The organism is Chryseobacterium viscerum, from assembly GCF_025949665.1.
Lineage (GTDB): Bacteria > Bacteroidota > Bacteroidia > Flavobacteriales > Weeksellaceae > Chryseobacterium > Chryseobacterium viscerum_A.
In genome coordinates, this window is record NZ_JAPDFT010000001.1 from 855,320 (window position 1) to 873,065 (window position 17,746).

Below are 17,746 nucleotides of genomic sequence, written 5' to 3' on the forward strand. Positions count from 1 at the left end.
TTACGAATAAAACCTAACAGGTTTCAAAAACCTGTTAGGTTTATTTAACAACTAAAAAAGATTTATCAGTCCATATTTTAAAATAATTATAGAACTAAGTATAGAATGAAATATTTAAATAAAACAGTTTTTTCTCTTGCCATAGCCGGTGTGTCTATGCTGTCAGGGAATCTGAATGCTCAGTTTCTGGGCGGGCACAGGCTGAAAAGCGATGAAGATGGACCAAAAGGACAGTTTATGGTCTATGGTTCCTTAGATTATTCTAAAATTACAACCCCGTCAAGCAGCAGCAGTACCGTTTCCAGTGCACCGCTTGGAGTAGGTTACTTTATCAATAATAATGATCTTATCGGGGTCAATTATGCTTACTCGCAGAATACGGTTGATCATAATGTAATATACAAACAAAATGAAGCCGGTATCTGGTATAGTCCATCCCTAATGCTTGGAAAATATTTTGTATTGATTGGCCAGGTGGATGCCCATTATGTTTGGGGACAACAGTTGTCAACAGCTGCTGACACAATGCAGAATTTTAATGGATTCCGTCTTCGTGCCTATCCTTTGATTGGGATATTATTAGGAGGAGGCTGGGCACTGAAATTCAAATTTGCAGAGCTATCCATGCTTCAGACCAAAACAAAAGAAGAAGGCTGGACGAAAAGCTATGTAGCAGGAATCAGTGGTTCCACTTTCGGGGTAGGGATTTCCAAAAACTTAGACTTCAGAAAAAAATCGAAAAATGATAATTAATCAAATCATAGGCAATCTAACTGAAAATCCTACGGAGAAAACCATAGATTATCTTGATCTGGAATGGTTTGAAACCACCAAAAGAATCCAGCGTAAAAAAACCAGACAGGGAATTGATGTTGCGATTAAATTTCTCAGAGAAGGACAGCGTTTGCGTGAAGGAGATATTCTTTTTGAGGATGCAGAAAAAATAATTGCAATAAATGTTCTGGAAACAGAAGCTATTGTAATGTCACCTAATTCACTGCTGGAAATGGGCACGGTATGTTATGAAATCGGGAATAAACATATTCCGCTTTTTATTCAGAATGACAAAGTATTGCTTCCTTTTGAAATGCCGATGTTCAGATGGCTGGAGGCAAGCGGGTTCAAACCGGAAAAACAATCTGTGAAACTGCTGAATCTTCTTAAATCGAATGTAGAACCTCACGGACACGGAAGTTTGGGATCAACAATCTTTACAAAAATCCTAAAAATGGCTGCCCCGAAAGATGAATAATATAAACATAAATTTCCTGTCAGGACTGCTTCATCTAGCAGACCCTACACTTCCCATCGGTGGTTATACCCATTCTAACGGACTTGAAACCTATGTACAGGAAAGAATTGTACATAATCTGGCAACAGCAAAAGAGTTTGTACAGAATATGCTTCAGTACAACCTTAAATTCAATGATGGAGCTTTTGTAAAACTGGCTTATAAAGCAGCAGAAAAAGGAGACTTAGAGGGGTTGATACTTCTTGATAATGAATGTAATGCGATAAAATGTCCAAAGGAAATCCGCCAGGCCAGCCAGAAACTGGGGCTCAGACTGATCAAAATTTTCAGGAGAAGAGAAAGTTTCCCTTTTATGGAAGCTTTTGAAAAAGCAGTTCAGAATAAAGAAGCCAATTCTCATTACTGTATTGTGTTCGGAGTGTATGCTTACCTGATGAAAATTCCTTTGTACGAAGCACTTTTGGGATTCTACTATACTTCAGTTGCCGGAATGATTACCAATGCTGTAAAATTGGTTCCTCTCGGACAGCTGGACGGACAGGATATCCTGTTTTCTCTGTATCCTGTAATGGAAAAAACAGTATGGGAAACCATGGAGCTGGACAGAGATATGGTAGGACTTTGTAATACCGCTTTTGATATCAGGTGCATGCAGCATGAAAGGCTTTATTCAAGGCTTTATATGTCATAGAAAAGGTAAAAAGGAAGTAAAGGCAAAATGATTAATGACGGTTGGAAAGCTAAGAGAATGAAGAAGTTTAAAATTCAATGAATGCGTATGCCTCTTAGCCGAATGAAATGCCTTTGCATCCTTTACAATATTCTCAATTAAAAAAATATACCTGAAACAAGGTGCTCTTTGCTGAATGAAACGCCCTTGCGATCGAAAAATATTCAAAATCAAAAAAACTTAGCGCCCATAGCGTTAAAAAAAGTAAAGTTTAGAAAAAATGGAAAATAGAAAGTATATAAAAGTAGGAGTGGCAGGACCTGTAGGTTCCGGGAAGACTGCATTATTGGAACGCTTAAGCAGAAAATTATTCGGGACTTATGATCTTGGAGTAATTACTAATGATATTTATACCAAAGAAGATGCTGAATTTATGGCGAAAAACAGCCTTCTTCCCCACGACAGAATTATCGGTGTAGAAACAGGAGGTTGCCCCCATACTGCCATTCGTGAAGATGCAAGTATGAATCTTGAAGCAGTAGATGAACTGGCAGCACGTTTCCCGGAAATCGAACTGGTTCTTATCGAAAGTGGAGGTGATAACCTTTCAGCAACATTCAGCCCGGACCTTGCAGACGTTACGATCTTTATTATCGATGTAGCGGAAGGAGAAAAAATCCCTAGAAAAGGAGGACCTGGTATTACAAGATCAGACTTATTGATTATCAATAAAATTGACCTCGCACCTTATGTAGGAGCCAGCCTTGAAGTAATGGAAAATGATGCCAGAAGAATGAGAAAAGGAAATCCTTTTGTATTTACAAATCTGAAAACAGATGAGGGATTGGATAAAGTAATAGGTTGGATCAAAAAATATGCTCTTTTAGAGGAAATTGAAGAACCCAACCTGGTAAGATAAATGGATAGTCGTTTAAAAATTATTGCAGGATTCAAGGGAGGAGAATCCTATGTGAAAGACCTTTATGTCTCGCTTCCTTTCAGAGTAGTTTCTGTAGGACAGCGGAAAAGTGACAAAAAGCTCTATCAGATGGTGATGAGCTCCTCTCCGGGAATTCTGGATGGAGACCATTATCATCTGGATGTTACCCTTGAAAAAGGAGCTGCTCTTCAGCTGCAGTCGCAATCTTATCAGAGATTGTTCAATATGAAGGATAAAGCACTTCAGGAGCTCAATGTCTCTATGGAAGACGAAACCTCTTTTGCGTATGTACCTCATCCGATCGTTCCGCATGAAGATTCCAACTTTAAGAGTAAAGCGAATATTCATATCGGAAAAGACAGTCAGATCATCATCAGTGAGATCATTACCTGTGGGAGAAAACATTATGGTGAAGTTTTTAAACTGAAGCGTTTTCAGAATGTCATGGAAATTTATCATAATAATAAACTGATGGTGAAAGATAACGTTCTGATCCAGCCTGACATGATCCCGATCAGCAGTATCGGAAATCTGGAACAGTATACCCATCAGGGAACCCTGATCTTTTACAGCACAAAGGAGAATGTAGATAAAAACGGATTGATCGAAGAGATCGTTGAAGCAGCTGCACAGCATCATGAAGAAATGGAAGTAGGAGTTTCCGCAATGGAAGATAACGGTTTCGTAGTAAGAGCTTTGGGACACGGAGGTGAAATGATGTATAACCTCTTCCTGCATATTCAGGAAATCCTTTGGTCACTTGAGTAAAAAGGATCCTAATATATTCAATAGAAGCGGGCTTTAGCCCGCTTAATAAAAAGAAATTTCCCATTGACTTTAGCCAAAACTTAATAAAGAATCTGAAATAACAGAATTAATAAAAAATGGATAGTACAGTTTGGGCGCTTCTTTTGAGTGCCATTTCAATAAGTTTTATACATACCGCTTCAGGGCCGGATCATTACCTGCCATTTATCGTGATTTCAAAATCCAAAAAATGGAGTGGAATGAAAACAGCCATCTTAACAGTTGTCTGCGGATTTGGACATGTGTTCAGTTCTCTGATCTTAGGTTTTATCGGAGTTTTCCTTGGATGGCAGCTGAATAAAATCTCATGGTTTCAGGATATCAGAGGGAATTTCTCTGGATGGGCACTGCTTATTTTTGGAGGAGTTTATCTGGTGTATGGTCTGATTCAGGCAATAAGAAACAAACCTCATAAACATTTTGATGTGATGGGTGATGACGTGTATGTATATGAACATAATCACAGCGAAGTCGTAATGCCTCAAAAAAGAATAAAAGTGACTCCGCTTGTATTGTTCATGATTTTCGTGATGGGACCAAGTGAACCTTTGATTCCTTTATTATTCTATTCGGGAGTAAAACATTCAATGTCTGAAATTGCCGTATTGGTAACTTCTTTCACAGCAACTACAGTCTTGACAATGCTTGGAATGGTTCTTTTGGGACGTTACGGATACTCAACCCTATTCAATACCGAAAAACTGGAAAGATATATGGGAGTGGTAAGCGGAGCGGTGGTAACCGTTTGCGGTGTTGGAATGGTATTTCTTGGATGGTAAACGAGTTCCGGGGTACGAGTGGTAGAGTTTGAGGGTAAGAGAGTTTGAGAGTGAAATTGTTTAAAGTTTAAGGTTTAAAGTTTAAAGTTGTTATCCTTTCACTGATAATTGACAATTCACTATTCACTTGCGAAGCAAAATTGATTCTGTCTCCAACATCATTAATACATTTTACATTCTACATTAATACAATAAAAAAAACTATGGACGAATTTTTCAAAAAACTACCCTTTTTAGACAATATATTAAAAGGAATCGGGCAGATTATGCTCCAGGAAAACAGATGGACCGGGCTTCTGTTTCTGATAGGAATCTTTATGGGAAGCTGGCAGTGCGGAGTTGCAGTACTGCTTTCAACAGCGGCCGGAACTTTTACAGCAATGAAGCTTAAATATAATCAATCTGAAATCAATGCAGGACTTTATGGTTTCAGTGCAGCCCTTGTGGGAGTCGCATTATCCTTCCTTTTCGAGACTACGGTTCTGATCTGGGTTTTAATCGTGTTGGGTGGAGCATTGGCAGCTGTTATTCAGCATTTCTTTATCCAAAAGAAAATTCCGGTGTTTACTTTTCCTTTCATCATCATTACATGGGTATTGGTTTTTGCTTTGCATCATTTTACCCATATTCCGCCGTCTGCGATGTTGAGCAGTGAAGTAGTTCCTACAGAATATGATGACTTTCTTGCCTGTACCAACGGATTCGGCGAGGTAATATTCCAGGGAGGAATACTTTCAGGAATGATCTTTTTTCTTGCCGTTTTCATCAGTTCCCCGATAGCTGCCTTATACGGATTGACCGCTTCTATTCTTGGGGCAGGATTATCACAGTTGAATGGTGAACCTATTAAAGAAATTCACATGGGATTATTTGGATTTAATGCTGTCCTTTCGGCAATTGTTTTCTCAGGAGTCAAAAAAACAGATGGCTTATGGGTGCTGATCGCTGTCCTTATTACCATTGCTATTGATGACCTTTTGATTGATAATCATTGTCTGGATATTGTTGGAGGAGTGTTTACTTTCCCATTTGTAGCCGGAACGTGGATTACTCTTTTACTACAGAAGGTACTTCTTAAAGTAAAAAAATAGAGCTGGAGGAGTTGGAGAGTTGGAGGGTTTGAGAGTTTTAAGGGAGTTTAAAGTTCTTTTATGATAATTGACGATTCACTTGCGAAGCAAAATTCACTATTGATATTCCTACAATTTCTAAAATCATAATACATTATACATTGTACAAAAAAATAAAAAAAATGAAAATAACAAAAATAGCAGCCGTATTTCTGGTCATGGCTTTCAGTGGAAAAATGATGGCGCAGGAAACCGAAAAACAGCTGCTGATAAAAGATGCAGATGACAAATTTCCCATTGCAGATGCTTTGGTAAAATATGACCACGGAAACAGCCATACTCATACAGGAACAGACGGTACATTCGCCATTCCTGTAAAATCCCTTCCTGATACTCTTTTGATCAGCCGTCCGGGATACGATGGGGTAAAATGGGTGGTGACCAATGATGAAGATAAAAATAAAGTTATTTTTTTACAGCATAAGCCGTTTCAGATTTCTGAAGTAGCCATCAATCACAGCTCGTTTTTGTCAGCTATAACGAAGGTTGATTTGAATAAATTTCCGGTAAGCTCAGCACAAGATCTGCTCAGAAAAGTTCCGGGATTGTTTATTGCACAGCATGCGGGTGGTGGAAAGGCGGAACAGCTTTTTTTAAGAGGATTTGATGCTGATCACGGTACCGATGTAAGCGTAAATGTAGATGGAATGCCGGTGAACATTGTTTCTCACGCTCATGGTCAGGGATATTCTGATCTACACTTTGTAATTCCTGAAACTGTTAATAATATAGACTTTGGAAAAGGAGCTTATTATATGGACCGCGGAGACTTCAATACAGCGGGATATGTGGATTTTCAGACATACAATGGGTTAAAAAACAGTATGATTAAGCTGGAAGGAGGCTCATTCAATTCAAAAAGAGTCCTGGGAATGTTCAATATTTTGCATGATGATCTGGGACGAAAAAATGCGTATATAGCAGCAGAATACAACTATACAGACGGACCTTTTGATGTAAAACAGAATTTTAACAGAGTCAATATCTTCGGGAAATACAATCAATGGCTTACGGATAACGATTATTTCAATATCCAGTTCTCTACATTCAATTCTTCGTGGAATGCTTCCGGACAGATTCCGGAACGTGCCGTAGATGAAGGAATCATTGGGAGATGGGGAAGTATAGACCCTACGGAAGGCGGAAAAACATCCAGAACAAACCTTCAGATGAACTTCAAGCATATTATTTCTCCTTCCGAACAGATTGATGCCATGGCTTTCTATTCAAAGTATAATTTCAATCTGTATTCTGATTTCACCTTTAATTTAAAAGATAAAGATCATGGCGACGAAATTCAGCAGACTGACGGAAGAAATATCTACGGTGCCGAAGTAAAATATACCAAAACTTTCACCCTGGCCAACAGCTCTTTAAACTGGACTTCTGGAATTGGATTAAGAAATGATGATATCAATACGCTACAGCTTAACCACGTTTATCACAGAGATATGCTGCTTGATAAATTATCAGACGTGACAGGAACGGAAACCAATCTTCATGCATACTCAGGACTGGTATGGAAAACCGGAAAATGGACCATTAATCCGGCTTTGAGAGTAGATCATTTTATCTTTAATATGCACAATCTGCTGGATGTGGAACAACTGCCATCCGGACAGTCAAAAGAAGCAACAAGACTGAGCCCGAAATTGAATTTCTCCTATGCTCAGAACGACAATGTGATGTGGTTCCTGAAAACAGGAATGGGATTTCACTCCAATGACCTGAGAGTAGTGGTTCCCAATAAAAATGAAAATACCCTTCCATATTCTATTGGAGCAGATTTCGGGGTGAGATTACACCCATTCAAATCCTTGATCATCACTCCGGCATTATGGTATATGGATCTTCAGCAGGAATTTGTCTATGTAGGAGATGATGCAGTAGTAGAGCCTTCCGGAAAATCAAGACGCTTCGGTGCCGATCTTGGAGTGCGTTTTCAGCCATTGGAAAACTTTTATCTGAATGCAGATATCAATTACTCTCATGCAAGATTTACCGAAGAAGAAAAAGGTCAGGATTACGTTCCATTAGCTCCGGTAGTCACCAGTACAGGATCTGTAAACTGGGATTTCCTGCATGGTTTTTCTTTAGGAATCCAATACAGATATCTTGGGGCAAGGCCGGCTGTAGAAGACAACAGCATCAGAACGAAATCTTACTTTGTCAATGATCTTATGCTTTCTTATAACCGTCAGAAATGGGGAGCGAATTTTCAAATTAACAATCTTTTCAATGTAAAATGGAACGAAGCCCAGTTTGCAACAGAAACTCAGCTAAAAGGAGAAGCGGAACCTGTTACAGACCTTACTTACACCCCGGGAAGTCCTTTTGGAGTGAGAGTAGGAGTGTATTATAAGTTTTAAAGTAATGTATAATGTATAATGTATAATGTATAATGTATAATGTTGCGCTGGTAATTATTTTTTTGAAAGTATAAATAGCAGATAATTAATATGTTATTATTGTTTTCAAAGATGGCCATACATTGTACATTATACATCTGACATAACACAATAAAAAACATCCAAATCTCCAATTTCCGCATTAAATTTGTAATAATCAACTCACTATGGAAGTACTATCCAATTTTCAATATAAAAAGCTTTTTCTTCCGAATATTACGGACAAGATATTAGCCAATAATGCTGATATACAGCTGTATCGGATAGAAAACTATCTGAAAGGAATTCTGATGCCGGTGATTCCGTACCGTACAACGTTCAATTTTATTATTTTCGTTACAAACGGTCACATCAGACAATACCTTGAAAATAAAGAATATCATGCTGAAAAAGGCGGGGTTATCTTCATCAAACAAGGTACCATTACGGCAACGGTTGAGTTATCAGACGATATTGAAGGTTTCTTCCTGGCTTATGAAAATAATATCCTCTCCGAACAGGAGCTGCCCAAACATAAAAGCAGCATATTTTTCATGACTCCCTTCCTGAATCTTGACAGCCTGACCTACGGCACCATTACACAGCTTCTTCCCATTATGGAGCAGGAATTGTGGTTAAATAATCTCAATATCAATGATGTAGTAGTGACGATGCTTCATCTTATTTTAATCAAAATGCTGAGCACAGACTCTGATACTCATCACAAATCAGCGACACGTCCTATGGAATTGTCCCTTCAGTTTCGGGATCTTTTGTTTAAATATCATGTGGGAGAAAAGAGAGTAGCGTTTTATGCCGATAAACTGTCTGTAACAGAAAGCTATCTGAATAAATGTGTAAAGGGTGTAACCCAGAAATCACCAAAACAGTGGATCAATGAAATTGATATCAATTACAGCAAAGCATTACTTCACTCCAGTAAAGATATTGCAGAGATTGCTTATGAGCTGAATTTTCATACCGCTTCCCATTTTACCCAGCTTTTCAAAAAAATTGCAGGCATTACCCCGAAGGAGTACAGAACTCAGTTTTTGAGCAGCAGCAGGATTTCAGTTTGATGTAAAGAATAAAGATTTTGATGTCAATGGTGAATCTGCTACGCAAGTGAAAAGTCAATAGAATTCATGAAGTGTAGTATAAAAATTCACTGCGAAGCAGATTCACCATTCACTATTGACCGAAAATTCCCTACATTCTCTCGTTTTCCAGAATTTTCAGCACCAGCCTTTCCTCTTTTGTCAGATCAGCTTTTCCATCATTTTTTTCTATAATTTCCAGTTCGTCAAGATATTTTTTGATTGTATTGTTTTCGTAAAGGTTAATAACTAAAGGATGAACATAATATTTTCTGCAGACAGCCGATGTATTTCCCAAGTTTTCTGCAACAATCTCCAGGGCCTCTTTTACTTTCTTTTTATACTGAGTATCATTTTCTGCATATCCGATTTCTTTAAAAGCGATCAGAGCACTTACTGTTCCGGACCAGGTCCTGAAATCCTTAGCTGTAAAATCTTCACCGCTTATTTCTTTTATATACTCATTCACCATTCCCGAATCTATAGAATGGCGGTTTCCTTCGTCATCAAAATACTGGAAAAGCTCTTTCCCGGGAATATCCTTACATTTCTGAACGAGTCCTGCAAGCCTTTTACTGTTAAGATCAACATTATGCATAATACCTTTTTTTCCTTTAAAAGAAAAAGTAATCTTTTGTCCTTTTACTTGAACATGTTTGCCTTTTAAGGTTGTTAATCCAAAAGAGCCATATAATTTTTCGTAAATATTATTGCCAATACGGATATTGGTTCTTTGCATCAGGCTTACAATTAAAGCCAAAATTTTCCGTTTCTCAAAATTTCTCAGAGCAAGGTCCTGTTCTACCTGCAGCCGGATATCTGGTAATGCATATCCAAACTGAAGCATCCTGTAAAATTTCGTATGGTTTCTTAAAGCGCTCCAAAGAGGATGGTAGCGGTATTGTTTTCTTTTTTTGATGTCAAAGCCGGTCGCCTGAAGATGCCCGTTGTCTAGGGCACAGATCCAGACATTTTCCCAGGCAGGCGGAAGTACCAGGCTGTTGATCCTTGTAATTTCATCCTTATCCTTTATCTTTTCACCGTCTTTATAATAGGAATATTTCTTTCCTGTTTTCTTACGGGTAATTCCGGCGGTTTCTGCATCGGTGGTATATACAAGATGTACCGCCTTTGCAGAAGCTTCCGGGTCCTTCATTATTTTAACAATTTTTGAAGGCTTAAGGTGAGAAATCATCTCCAGGTCTGTGTTCTTCTCCATAAAGCATGGTTAAGAGTTTTTACCCCTCGAAAAAATCAGTAAAAGAATCCCTACTATTACACAGACTAAGAGAATTCCCCACCACATTCCTGCCTTAAAAATTGTTTCTACTGCTTCACAACTTGTGAGTGTCAACAAACTTAATATCGTAATACTGTAAAAGCTCCACTTTTTCATAAGTATATATTTGTTGAGGTGTTAGATTCTGAGTCGGTCAGCCCTCCATTTTTTGATAGACCTTTTAATTTCATCTCCTGAGATGTTTTCATGAAGAGCTCTGTATAAAAGCTCCTTGAACTCATCATCATAGGTAAATCTCAATGCAGCAATCTGATCAAATCTCAGTTTTTCAACAGTTTCATCCGATCTTTTATTGAAGATTTCAAAATACCGCTGCTGAAATTCCAGGATCACCATTCGGTTCTGGAGTCCCAATGCATAATGCTGCCGGGTCATAAATGCCAGATAAAAAAGCAGAAAAATCACAATAGAAAATAGAATCCAGGTCAGTTGATTTCCCGGGTCATCCCATATTTTATAAATTCCGAAAATCTCCAATAGGATGAGCAAAGGAAGATAGATAAAATGATGAGGTGGATAAAATTTCCTGTGGTTATTATAGTTCTGCTGTTTCATGGAGTAGATTACAGCAATAATCTTTCCAAAAAATTATTATTTTGATAATGTGGTAGTTTTTTTTAGATGAAAATGATTTATTTTATTCAATATGTTTAAAGTTTTAATGTTTTTTAAATTATAAATGCATCTGTCATTCCGAACCAGCCAATGTACATTCCTTCAAAAGAATTCCTGCTAAAATAACAGATTATTAAGAAAAATAGCCGGAAGATTTCAGCTTCAGACTTCAAATTTTTCGTAACTTTCGGTGTTTAAAAAAGAAAAGAATGACTTCAAAGGAAAAAGTTGCTGCGCTTCGTGAAGAAATGCAGAAAAATAATGTTGATGCATTTATAGTATATTCTGCAGATCCGCATATGAGCGAATATCTTCCTGAAGAATGGCAGGAGAGAGCTTGGTTGTCTGGTTTCTTAGGTTCTGCCGGTTTTGTGGTAGTTACCAAAGACAAAGCTGGCCTCTGGACAGACGGAAGATACTTTACACAAGCCGCTATCGAGCTGGATGGTTCAGGAATTGACCTTTTCAAAGATGGTATGGAAGGAACTCCCAACTATATCGACTGGATTATTTCGGAAATCCCTTCAGGCGGTAAAGTGGCCGTAAATGCTTTAGCAGCTTCTAATGCCAACTGGGAACTGCTTTCTCAGAAATTTAATTCAAAAAATATTACACTGGTAGATTTTCCGCTTTTAAAAGAAGTCTGGAAAGAAAGAGGAACTCCATCTGCCAATCCTATTTTTGTACATCCGGTGGAAAGAGCAGGTAAATCTGTTTCTGATAAAATTGCTGCCATCCGCCAGAAAATGGAGGACCAGGAAGCCACCGTACATATCATATCAAGTCTGGATGATGTAGCATGGACAGCCAACCTGAGAGGAAGTGATGTAGAAAGTAATCCCGTATTTTTAGGATATATTGTAATCACTAAAAATGATGCAGTGCTCTTTACAGGGTTAGAAAAAATGGAAGTAGAGGCAAGAAAACAAATGGATGATGCTTTTGTGAAAATGATGCCTTACGAAGAATTTTACAATTACCTGAAGACATTCAAAAATGAAAAAGTACTGGTTTCTCCAAACAGCAACCAACAGATTTTCGAAACATTAAAAACAGACAACCAGTTTATCAAAGCTCCGGTTCCGGGTAACCTGATGAAAGCTCAGAAAAATGAAGCTGAGCTGGAAGGCTTCAGAAAAGTAATGGTAAGAGACGGAGTAGCTATGGTGAAATTCCTGTATTGGTTAACGCACAATGCCGGAAAAGAAGCCATGAATGAATATTCTATCGGTCAGAAACTGAGAGGATTCCGTGCAGAAGGTGAAAATTTTGTAGGAGAAAGCTTCGGTTCTATCGTTGGATACAAAGATAATGGTGCTATCATGCACTATTCTGCCAAAAAAGAAGGAAGCAAAGAAGTGACCAACGAGGAAACAATCCTGGTAGATTCAGGAGGCCAGTACCTTGAAGGAACCACAGATATTACAAGAACTTTTGCCTTAGGAACTCCTTCAGAAGAGTTTAAAAGAAACTCAACATTGGTATTACAGGGATTGATCCGTTTATCAATGGTGAAATTTCCAAAAGGAACAAAAGGAGTACATCTTGATGCTATTGCAAGACTTCCTTTATGGATGGAAGGCAAAGACTTCAACCACGGGACGGGACACGGTGTAGGAAGTTTCATGAATGTACATGAAGGACCGCAAAACATCAGAAAAGACCTGAATCCTCAGGAACTTCTTCCGGGAATGGTATGTTCAAACGAACCTGGATATTACCTTGAAGGACATTATGGAATCCGTCATGAAAACCTGATCGCAGTAAAAGAAGCGGAAAAAACAATTCACGGAACATTCTATGAATTTGAAACATTGACATTCTGCCCGTTCTTCAAAGATACTGTAGTAAAAGAAATCCTTTCAGAAAGCGAAATCGCATGGTTGAATGGTTACCATAATACGTGTGAAGAAAAGCTTGCTCCTTATCTGGATGGAGAAGTTAAAGAATGGTTCCTGCAATTGGTAAGTCCTCTTTAATAAAATCAATGGGGTAAAGTGGTTGCAAATCATATCTTTAAACCTCAGATTTAAACATTAAACAAAAGAATTGTTAGATAAACCAAAGTCCTGTAAGGTATTTCCTGCAGGGCTTTTCTTTTTATACAACCGTATTTTTACGGATATAATTCTAGGGATTCTACTGATTGATAAAAACCGGGGCTGATTTATCTTTGTACCAACAAAACATCATTCATATCTTCATAAATAACTCAAGTAAATTCAAAACGGTAAATCATCTCGTCCTGAGGTGATTTTTTTTGCTGTTAATTGAAATTTGTCAGATAAGTTCCCACGACACATGCATCCGTTTAAAAAGAGGCTTTTCAAAAGTGTCATTCTGAACACAGACTGAAGGTCTGCGAGCGTAGTTCAACAATGTAGTGAAGAATCTCATACTTCTGGTTATTTATGAGATTCTTCCTTCGTCAGAAATCGAAGATTCGACGTAATCAATGACAAAAGCCAAATTATTTCACTTTTGAGATAGTTTCCACCTTTGCTCTCTTGGAATAAAATCCTATAAAAATGAAAACTTTGCGTTGATAAAGAAGTTTACATTCATTTTTTATCCTGATTTTATCTATTTTCGTGATTCATTAAAACCCCTTATTTTTAAGAATGATAATACAGGATTATTTTAGAAGCTTTAATCTGTTTTCAGAAGATGAAATTGAAGAATTTCTAAAGTTTTCCGAGTTCAGATTCATCAATAAAAATGATTATTTCATACAGGAAGGAGAGCTTTGCAAGGAAGTAGGATTGGTAAAATCCGGTATCTTCCGTTCCTTTTATACTTCAGATGAAGGAAAAGATATGACTTATTGCTTTCGGTTTCCCAATCATATGATCGCTGCGTATTCATCATTTATTTCAGGGTGCCCGAGTAAAGAAAGCATGCAGGCCATTACCAATGCAGAGCTGATTATTCTTAAAAAAGAAGCAGTAGATAAACTGGTGCAGAACAGCCTTAACTGGACAAAGTTTTTAAAGATCATTGCAGAGCAGGAATATCTTGAACTTGAAACACGGTTTTTTCAGCTTCAGAGAGATAGCGCAGCCCAGCGGTATGAAACATTATTAAAGAATCATCCTGATTATATTCAAAACATTCCATTGCAGTACCTGGCTTCTTATCTTGGAATTACACAACGTCACTTAAGCCGTATCAGAAAGGAAATTTCTTTTTAGACATTTGTCCTGCTCGTTGAAACAGGGGCGCTCTATTTTTGTCAAAAAAAATTATGGAGCAAAATATTCTGATTATTGGTGGAAATGGATTGGTAGGAAAGACAATTTCCCGAATTCTGAAATCAAGAAATCCTCATTTTACTGTTTTTATAGGGGGAAGAAAAGGTGGGAAAACAGACAAAGATCTAAAGATCGATGTCACAGATCCTTCCTCTTTTAAAGTGATCTCTGAGAAAAAAATAGATCTCATCATTCTTTCCGTGAATGATAAAGAAGATCATGTACTTCGTTTTGCTATTACTCATCATATAGATTATCTGGACATTACAAAACCTACTCCAGCTTTGGTTAAGGCCTACGATATTGCCGGAAAATCAGATGTAAACAGCAGAATTGTCTTCAGTTCAGGCTGGATGGGTGGAATTGTACCGGGATTAGTCAACACTCTTTCCCATTCAGATGATATCAAGGAAGTAAAGGTTTTTGTATATTATTCTGTAAAAGACCTGGCAGGGGAAAGTTCAGCCCATTTTATGGCAGAAAACGTAGCCGTTCCTTTTGTACATTATAAGAATGACAAACCTATTTCCATCAGACATTTTTTGGACACAGAATCTTTTAAATTCTCTTTTGGAATAGGAGAGAGAAAGGCTTATAATTTTGATGTGCCGGATCTCTATATTCTTAATAAGGTAGAACGAATTCCCGGAGTAAGTGTAAAAATGACTTATAACTCGAAATTCATTACCTGGCTGCTGGGATCTTTTCAATACCTGAGAATATTCAATATTTTATCATTAAAAGAAAGAAAAATGATTTTTGGATCCAGTGGAAACGGAGATCAGTCTGTGTTTGAAATTGTGGTGAAAGATAAAGAAGGTCAGAAGAAACTAAGCTTACGAAGCATGAAAGGGCAGGCAGAACTTACTGCTTTATCTGCTGTTTTACATACCGAAGAGCTGCTGAGAAATCCGCATGAAAACAATGTGTATTTCAGCCATCAGCTTCATGAACCTTTATCATTAATGACACAGCTTCATACCTATGAAACTATCAATATCAATGTCACACAATGAAAAAAATAGCGATTATCAATGGACATCCGAATAAAAATTCTTTCAACTCTGGGATTGCAGAAGCTTATAAGGCAGGAGCTGTAGAATCAGGAGCTGAAGTAAAGGAAATTGTCATCCGGGATTTAAATTTTAATCCTAATCTGCAATTTGGATATCAGAAAAGAATGGAGCTTGAACCGGATCTGGTGAAAGCATGGGAAATTATTCAATGGGCAGATCATCTAGTTTGGGTTCATCCTGTTTGGTGGGGCGGATTTCCGGCTTTGATGAAAGGATTCATAGACCGTCTTTTTTTACCGGGACTGGCCTATAAATACCGAGAGAATTCTGTATGGTGGGATAAGCTTTTAAAAGGAAAAACAGCACATATAATCACCACATTAGACCAGCCGGGTTGGTATTACCGTTTGTTTTTTGGAAGACCCAGCGTCAATCAGCTTAAAAAATCTATATTGGAATACTGCGGAGTAAAACCGGTAAAACTGACTTATATCGGAATCATCCGAAATTCTAAAGATGAGCAACGGGTTCAATGGCTGAGAAAAGTGAAGGAATTGGGAAAGAAACAAAAATAATCCAACAACATATCATGATAACTTTATCTGACAATAGAAATCAATTGTTGTCAGATAAAGTTTTATTTTCCCTTTTTACAATCCTTTTTTCCCTTCAATCCAGTATGCCTGTGATTTTATACATTTGGGAGAAACACCTCTGGCTTTAAGAAATTTCCTGATCAGAGACATTCTTCCTCCGTTTCCGGTGAGGTAGAAAACAGCATCATCATTGTAGATAGTTTCTTTTTCTTCCCTCAAAAAGTCATTCAATGCTTCAATCATTCTCATGGTATTGTTTTTAGGGCTGTGATAGCCATACAAATTCAGTTTTTCAAGAGCAGAACATTCTTCCAGTTCATGAAGACAGATGAATAAAGAACCATTTTCCTCCACGGCTTTTTTGATCGAAAGAGAACTTCCCAGTGAAGTTTCGTCACCTACAGAAAAATGAATTTTTGCATTGGGAGCAAAGAATTGTTTTCCTCTTGGCATTAAAAGTTTTATGGAATCTCCGGCAGAAAGCTGGGTTACAAAATGGCTTCCTGCAGCAGATGAATCATGCAGGTGAAATAAAACATCAAAAGTCCCTGCTTCCTGGTTGAAGTTGAAGGGAGAATAATTCCGGAAATCACGGCCATTGATTCTTATCCCAATTGCATATGCAGGTTCGTAAGAAACATCCTGTAAATCTGTTTGAAAACGTATAAGACGAAGGTCATTCGTGATTTTTTCTATATGGATAACCGTACAGTCTTTAAATTTTGAGGACCAGACATTTTCTACAGTGTCATTGATCCATTTTGGTAAGCTCGGCATAAATCATTTTTATTGCAAAGGACGTTGCAAAATCAGAAAATACCGATAGCTGTTTCGTGGGAATAATTGGACTATTCGTGGTTAGTGTTTGTTTTTATGCAGGTCCCGGAACTCTGATGGTGATTGGTCTTCCAGCTTAGAGAATAATCGGCTGAAATAAGTGTGGTCACTATATCCCAATTCATAAGCGATTTCTTTTACACTTAGGTTGGTAAAGACCAGTAATCTTTTAGCTTCAATTAAAATTTCCTGATGAATCCAGTGTTGTGCAGGCTTCCCGGTTGCTTCCCGGACTGCCTCCGTTAAATATCCTCTTGTAATATTTAAAATCTCTGCATATTCAGATGGACTTTTCGAGGTTTTATATTCCTTCCGAACCAAAGTTCTGAATATTCTTGACAGTTGTAAAGCCCGGTTTTCGCTGGAAGCAGGAGATACATTCTTTTGGGAATAGATCATGACAAACATTCCCAGAAATGCATTAAGCAGTGATTGTACAACAAGCGACCCTTCTTTGGTGGAAAGCATCTCATTCGTATAAGAGGCATGAAGCATGCTGGCTGTTGTATTTATTTTTTTGACGAGACTTTTATCCAGAGACAATGGTTGTATTTCCCCCAGAGATTCATCAAAAAAAGAACGTACCATATCAGGGACAAGTTCTGCTTTAACAGCTACAAACCATCCGCAAACGTCTTTCATTAAAAGGCCCTGATGTACCTGTCCAGGCAATACACAGAAAAGAGTGGAATCTTTTGCTTCAATTGTTTTAAAATCTACCATCATTCTTACATGACCGCTTTCCATGCACGTGAAAATGTAATGACTGTCCCGGTGTATTCCTTTGTCCAAAAGAATATCTTCAGCATCCTGAGTACGCTTATCCATTCTTTTGACATGGAATCTGTGGTGGGAAATACCGTTTAAATCATAAGTCGGAATGGTCTGTTTCATCTGTAAACCTGTTGTGATGAGGATAAATACGTAACCGTAAAATTACGTATTTTCACGGTTTTACATCTGGAATATTAATCTCAAATTCGCGGTGAATAATGATAATGTTTTCTTTAGATCAGATTTTATATGAATATACCCCGGAATTCGGAACAGAAAGAAAACTGTTCCGGAT

17 protein-coding genes are annotated in these 17,746 nt (G+C 37.8%); 13 read left to right on the forward strand and 4 right to left on the reverse strand.

Annotated elements, in window-relative coordinates:
• The first annotated feature begins 105 nt into the window (after positions 1–105).
• From OL225_RS03985 to OL225_RS04025, 9 genes are all read left to right on the forward strand, one after another.
• Positions 106–753, forward strand: a complete 648-nt coding sequence (locus tag OL225_RS03985) for a hypothetical protein (protein WP_264517339.1) — start codon at positions 106–108, stop codon at positions 751–753.
• Positions 743–1,252, forward strand: coding sequence for an urease accessory protein UreE (gene ureE / locus OL225_RS03990; protein WP_264517340.1), 510 nt, complete (start codon positions 743–745; stop codon positions 1,250–1,252). Before OL225_RS03985 ends, ureE begins: the two co-directional genes overlap by 11 nt.
• A complete protein-coding gene (locus OL225_RS03995) occupies positions 1,245–1,943 on the forward strand; it encodes an urease accessory protein UreF (protein ID WP_264517341.1) in 699 nt (232 codons plus the stop codon). The genes ureE and OL225_RS03995 overlap by 8 nt, the downstream gene beginning before the upstream one ends.
• 259 nt (positions 1,944–2,202) lie before the next feature.
• The gene (ureG, locus tag OL225_RS04000) at positions 2,203–2,841 is read left to right on the forward strand and encodes an urease accessory protein UreG (protein ID WP_047094673.1); all 639 of its coding nucleotides are present in this window, start codon (positions 2,203–2,205) and stop codon (positions 2,839–2,841) included.
• On the forward strand, positions 2,842–3,630 hold the full coding sequence (locus tag OL225_RS04005; RefSeq protein ID WP_047378412.1) for an urease accessory protein UreD: 789 nt from the start codon (positions 2,842–2,844) through the stop codon (positions 3,628–3,630).
• 116 nt (positions 3,631–3,746) lie between these two features.
• The gene (locus tag OL225_RS04010) at positions 3,747–4,448 is read left to right on the forward strand and encodes a hypothetical protein (RefSeq protein ID WP_264517342.1); all 702 of its coding nucleotides are present in this window, start codon (positions 3,747–3,749) and stop codon (positions 4,446–4,448) included.
• A 203-nt stretch (positions 4,449–4,651) separates the two neighbouring features.
• Positions 4,652–5,539: an urea transporter gene (locus OL225_RS04015; RefSeq protein ID WP_264517343.1), complete on the forward strand. Its 888-nt coding sequence runs from the start codon at positions 4,652–4,654 to the stop codon at positions 5,537–5,539.
• A 161-nt stretch (positions 5,540–5,700) separates the two neighbouring features.
• Complete coding sequence (locus OL225_RS04020; protein WP_264517344.1) at positions 5,701–7,947, forward strand: TonB-dependent receptor; 2,247 nt, start codon at positions 5,701–5,703, stop codon at positions 7,945–7,947.
• A 206-nt stretch (positions 7,948–8,153) separates the two neighbouring features.
• On the forward strand, positions 8,154–9,044 hold the full coding sequence (locus OL225_RS04025; protein WP_264517345.1) for a helix-turn-helix domain-containing protein: 891 nt from the start codon (positions 8,154–8,156) through the stop codon (positions 9,042–9,044).
• Positions 9,045–9,174: 130 nt separating this feature from the next.
• On the opposite strand, the gene OL225_RS04030 is transcribed toward OL225_RS04025, so the two are convergent.
• Together OL225_RS04030 and OL225_RS04035 are read right to left on the reverse strand one after the other, a co-directional pair.
• Entirely contained in the window at positions 9,175–10,281 is a 1,107-nt protein-coding gene (locus tag OL225_RS04030; protein WP_264517346.1) for a DNA topoisomerase IB, read from the reverse strand.
• A gap of 198 nt (positions 10,282–10,479) precedes the next feature.
• Complete coding sequence (locus tag OL225_RS04035; protein ID WP_047387789.1) at positions 10,480–10,917, reverse strand: DUF6526 family protein; 438 nt, start codon at positions 10,915–10,917, stop codon at positions 10,480–10,482.
• 269 nt (positions 10,918–11,186) lie between these two features.
• Here OL225_RS04035 and OL225_RS04040 point away from each other — a divergent pair, with 269 nt between their 5' ends.
• From OL225_RS04040 to OL225_RS04055, 4 genes are all read left to right on the forward strand, one after another.
• Positions 11,187–12,956 (forward strand): aminopeptidase P family protein, encoded by a 1,770-nt coding sequence (locus OL225_RS04040; RefSeq protein WP_264517347.1) that lies wholly within the window; start codon positions 11,187–11,189, stop codon positions 12,954–12,956.
• 645 nt (positions 12,957–13,601) lie between these two features.
• A complete protein-coding gene (locus OL225_RS04045) occupies positions 13,602–14,168 on the forward strand; it encodes a Crp/Fnr family transcriptional regulator (RefSeq protein ID WP_264518685.1) in 567 nt (188 codons plus the stop codon).
• A 53-nt stretch (positions 14,169–14,221) separates the two neighbouring features.
• Positions 14,222–15,244 (forward strand): saccharopine dehydrogenase, encoded by a 1,023-nt coding sequence (locus OL225_RS04050; RefSeq protein WP_264517348.1) that lies wholly within the window; start codon positions 14,222–14,224, stop codon positions 15,242–15,244.
• Positions 15,241–15,819 (forward strand): NAD(P)H-dependent oxidoreductase, encoded by a 579-nt coding sequence (locus OL225_RS04055; RefSeq protein WP_264517349.1) that lies wholly within the window; start codon positions 15,241–15,243, stop codon positions 15,817–15,819. The genes OL225_RS04050 and OL225_RS04055 overlap by 4 nt, the downstream gene beginning before the upstream one ends.
• Positions 15,820–15,894: 75 nt before the next feature.
• Here OL225_RS04055 and OL225_RS04060 read toward each other — a convergent pair whose 3' ends face one another.
• Positions 15,895–16,617 (reverse strand): siderophore-interacting protein, encoded by a 723-nt coding sequence (locus tag OL225_RS04060; protein WP_264517350.1) that lies wholly within the window; start codon positions 16,615–16,617, stop codon positions 15,895–15,897.
• A gap of 81 nt (positions 16,618–16,698) precedes the next feature.
• Positions 16,699–17,571, reverse strand: coding sequence for a helix-turn-helix domain-containing protein (locus OL225_RS04065; protein ID WP_264517351.1), 873 nt, complete (start codon positions 17,569–17,571; stop codon positions 16,699–16,701).
• Positions 17,572–17,746 lie beyond the last annotated feature (175 nt).

Bases quoted from the DNA above. Each gene is read 5' to 3' on its own strand.
- OL225_RS04005 (WP_047378412.1), top strand. From the start codon at position 2,842: ATGGATAGTCGTTTAAAAATTATTGCAGGATTCAAGGGAGGAGAATCC.
- OL225_RS04020 (WP_264517344.1), top strand. From the start codon at position 5,701: ATGAAAATAACAAAAATAGCAGCCGTATTTCTGGTCATGGCTTTCAGT.
- ureE (WP_264517340.1), top strand. From the start codon at position 743: ATGATAATTAATCAAATCATAGGCAATCTAACTGAAAATCCTACGGAG.
- OL225_RS03995 (WP_264517341.1), top strand. From the start codon at position 1,245: ATGAATAATATAAACATAAATTTCCTGTCAGGACTGCTTCATCTAGCA.
- OL225_RS04065 (WP_264517351.1), bottom strand. From the start codon at position 17,571: ATGAAACAGACCATTCCGACTTATGATTTAAACGGTATTTCCCACCAC.
- OL225_RS04010 (WP_264517342.1), top strand. From the start codon at position 3,747: ATGGATAGTACAGTTTGGGCGCTTCTTTTGAGTGCCATTTCAATAAGT.
- OL225_RS04025 (WP_264517345.1), top strand. From the start codon at position 8,154: ATGGAAGTACTATCCAATTTTCAATATAAAAAGCTTTTTCTTCCGAAT.
- OL225_RS04035 (WP_047387789.1), bottom strand. From the start codon at position 10,917: ATGAAACAGCAGAACTATAATAACCACAGGAAATTTTATCCACCTCAT.
- OL225_RS04055 (WP_264517349.1), top strand. From the start codon at position 15,241: ATGAAAAAAATAGCGATTATCAATGGACATCCGAATAAAAATTCTTTC.
- OL225_RS04030 (WP_264517346.1), bottom strand. From the start codon at position 10,281: ATGGAGAAGAACACAGACCTGGAGATGATTTCTCACCTTAAGCCTTCA.
- OL225_RS04040 (WP_264517347.1), top strand. From the start codon at position 11,187: ATGACTTCAAAGGAAAAAGTTGCTGCGCTTCGTGAAGAAATGCAGAAA.
- ureG (WP_047094673.1), top strand. From the start codon at position 2,203: ATGGAAAATAGAAAGTATATAAAAGTAGGAGTGGCAGGACCTGTAGGT.
- OL225_RS04060 (WP_264517350.1), bottom strand. From the start codon at position 16,617: ATGCCGAGCTTACCAAAATGGATCAATGACACTGTAGAAAATGTCTGG.
- OL225_RS03985 (WP_264517339.1), top strand. From the start codon at position 106: ATGAAATATTTAAATAAAACAGTTTTTTCTCTTGCCATAGCCGGTGTG.
- OL225_RS04015 (WP_264517343.1), top strand. From the start codon at position 4,652: ATGGACGAATTTTTCAAAAAACTACCCTTTTTAGACAATATATTAAAA.
- OL225_RS04050 (WP_264517348.1), top strand. From the start codon at position 14,222: ATGGAGCAAAATATTCTGATTATTGGTGGAAATGGATTGGTAGGAAAG.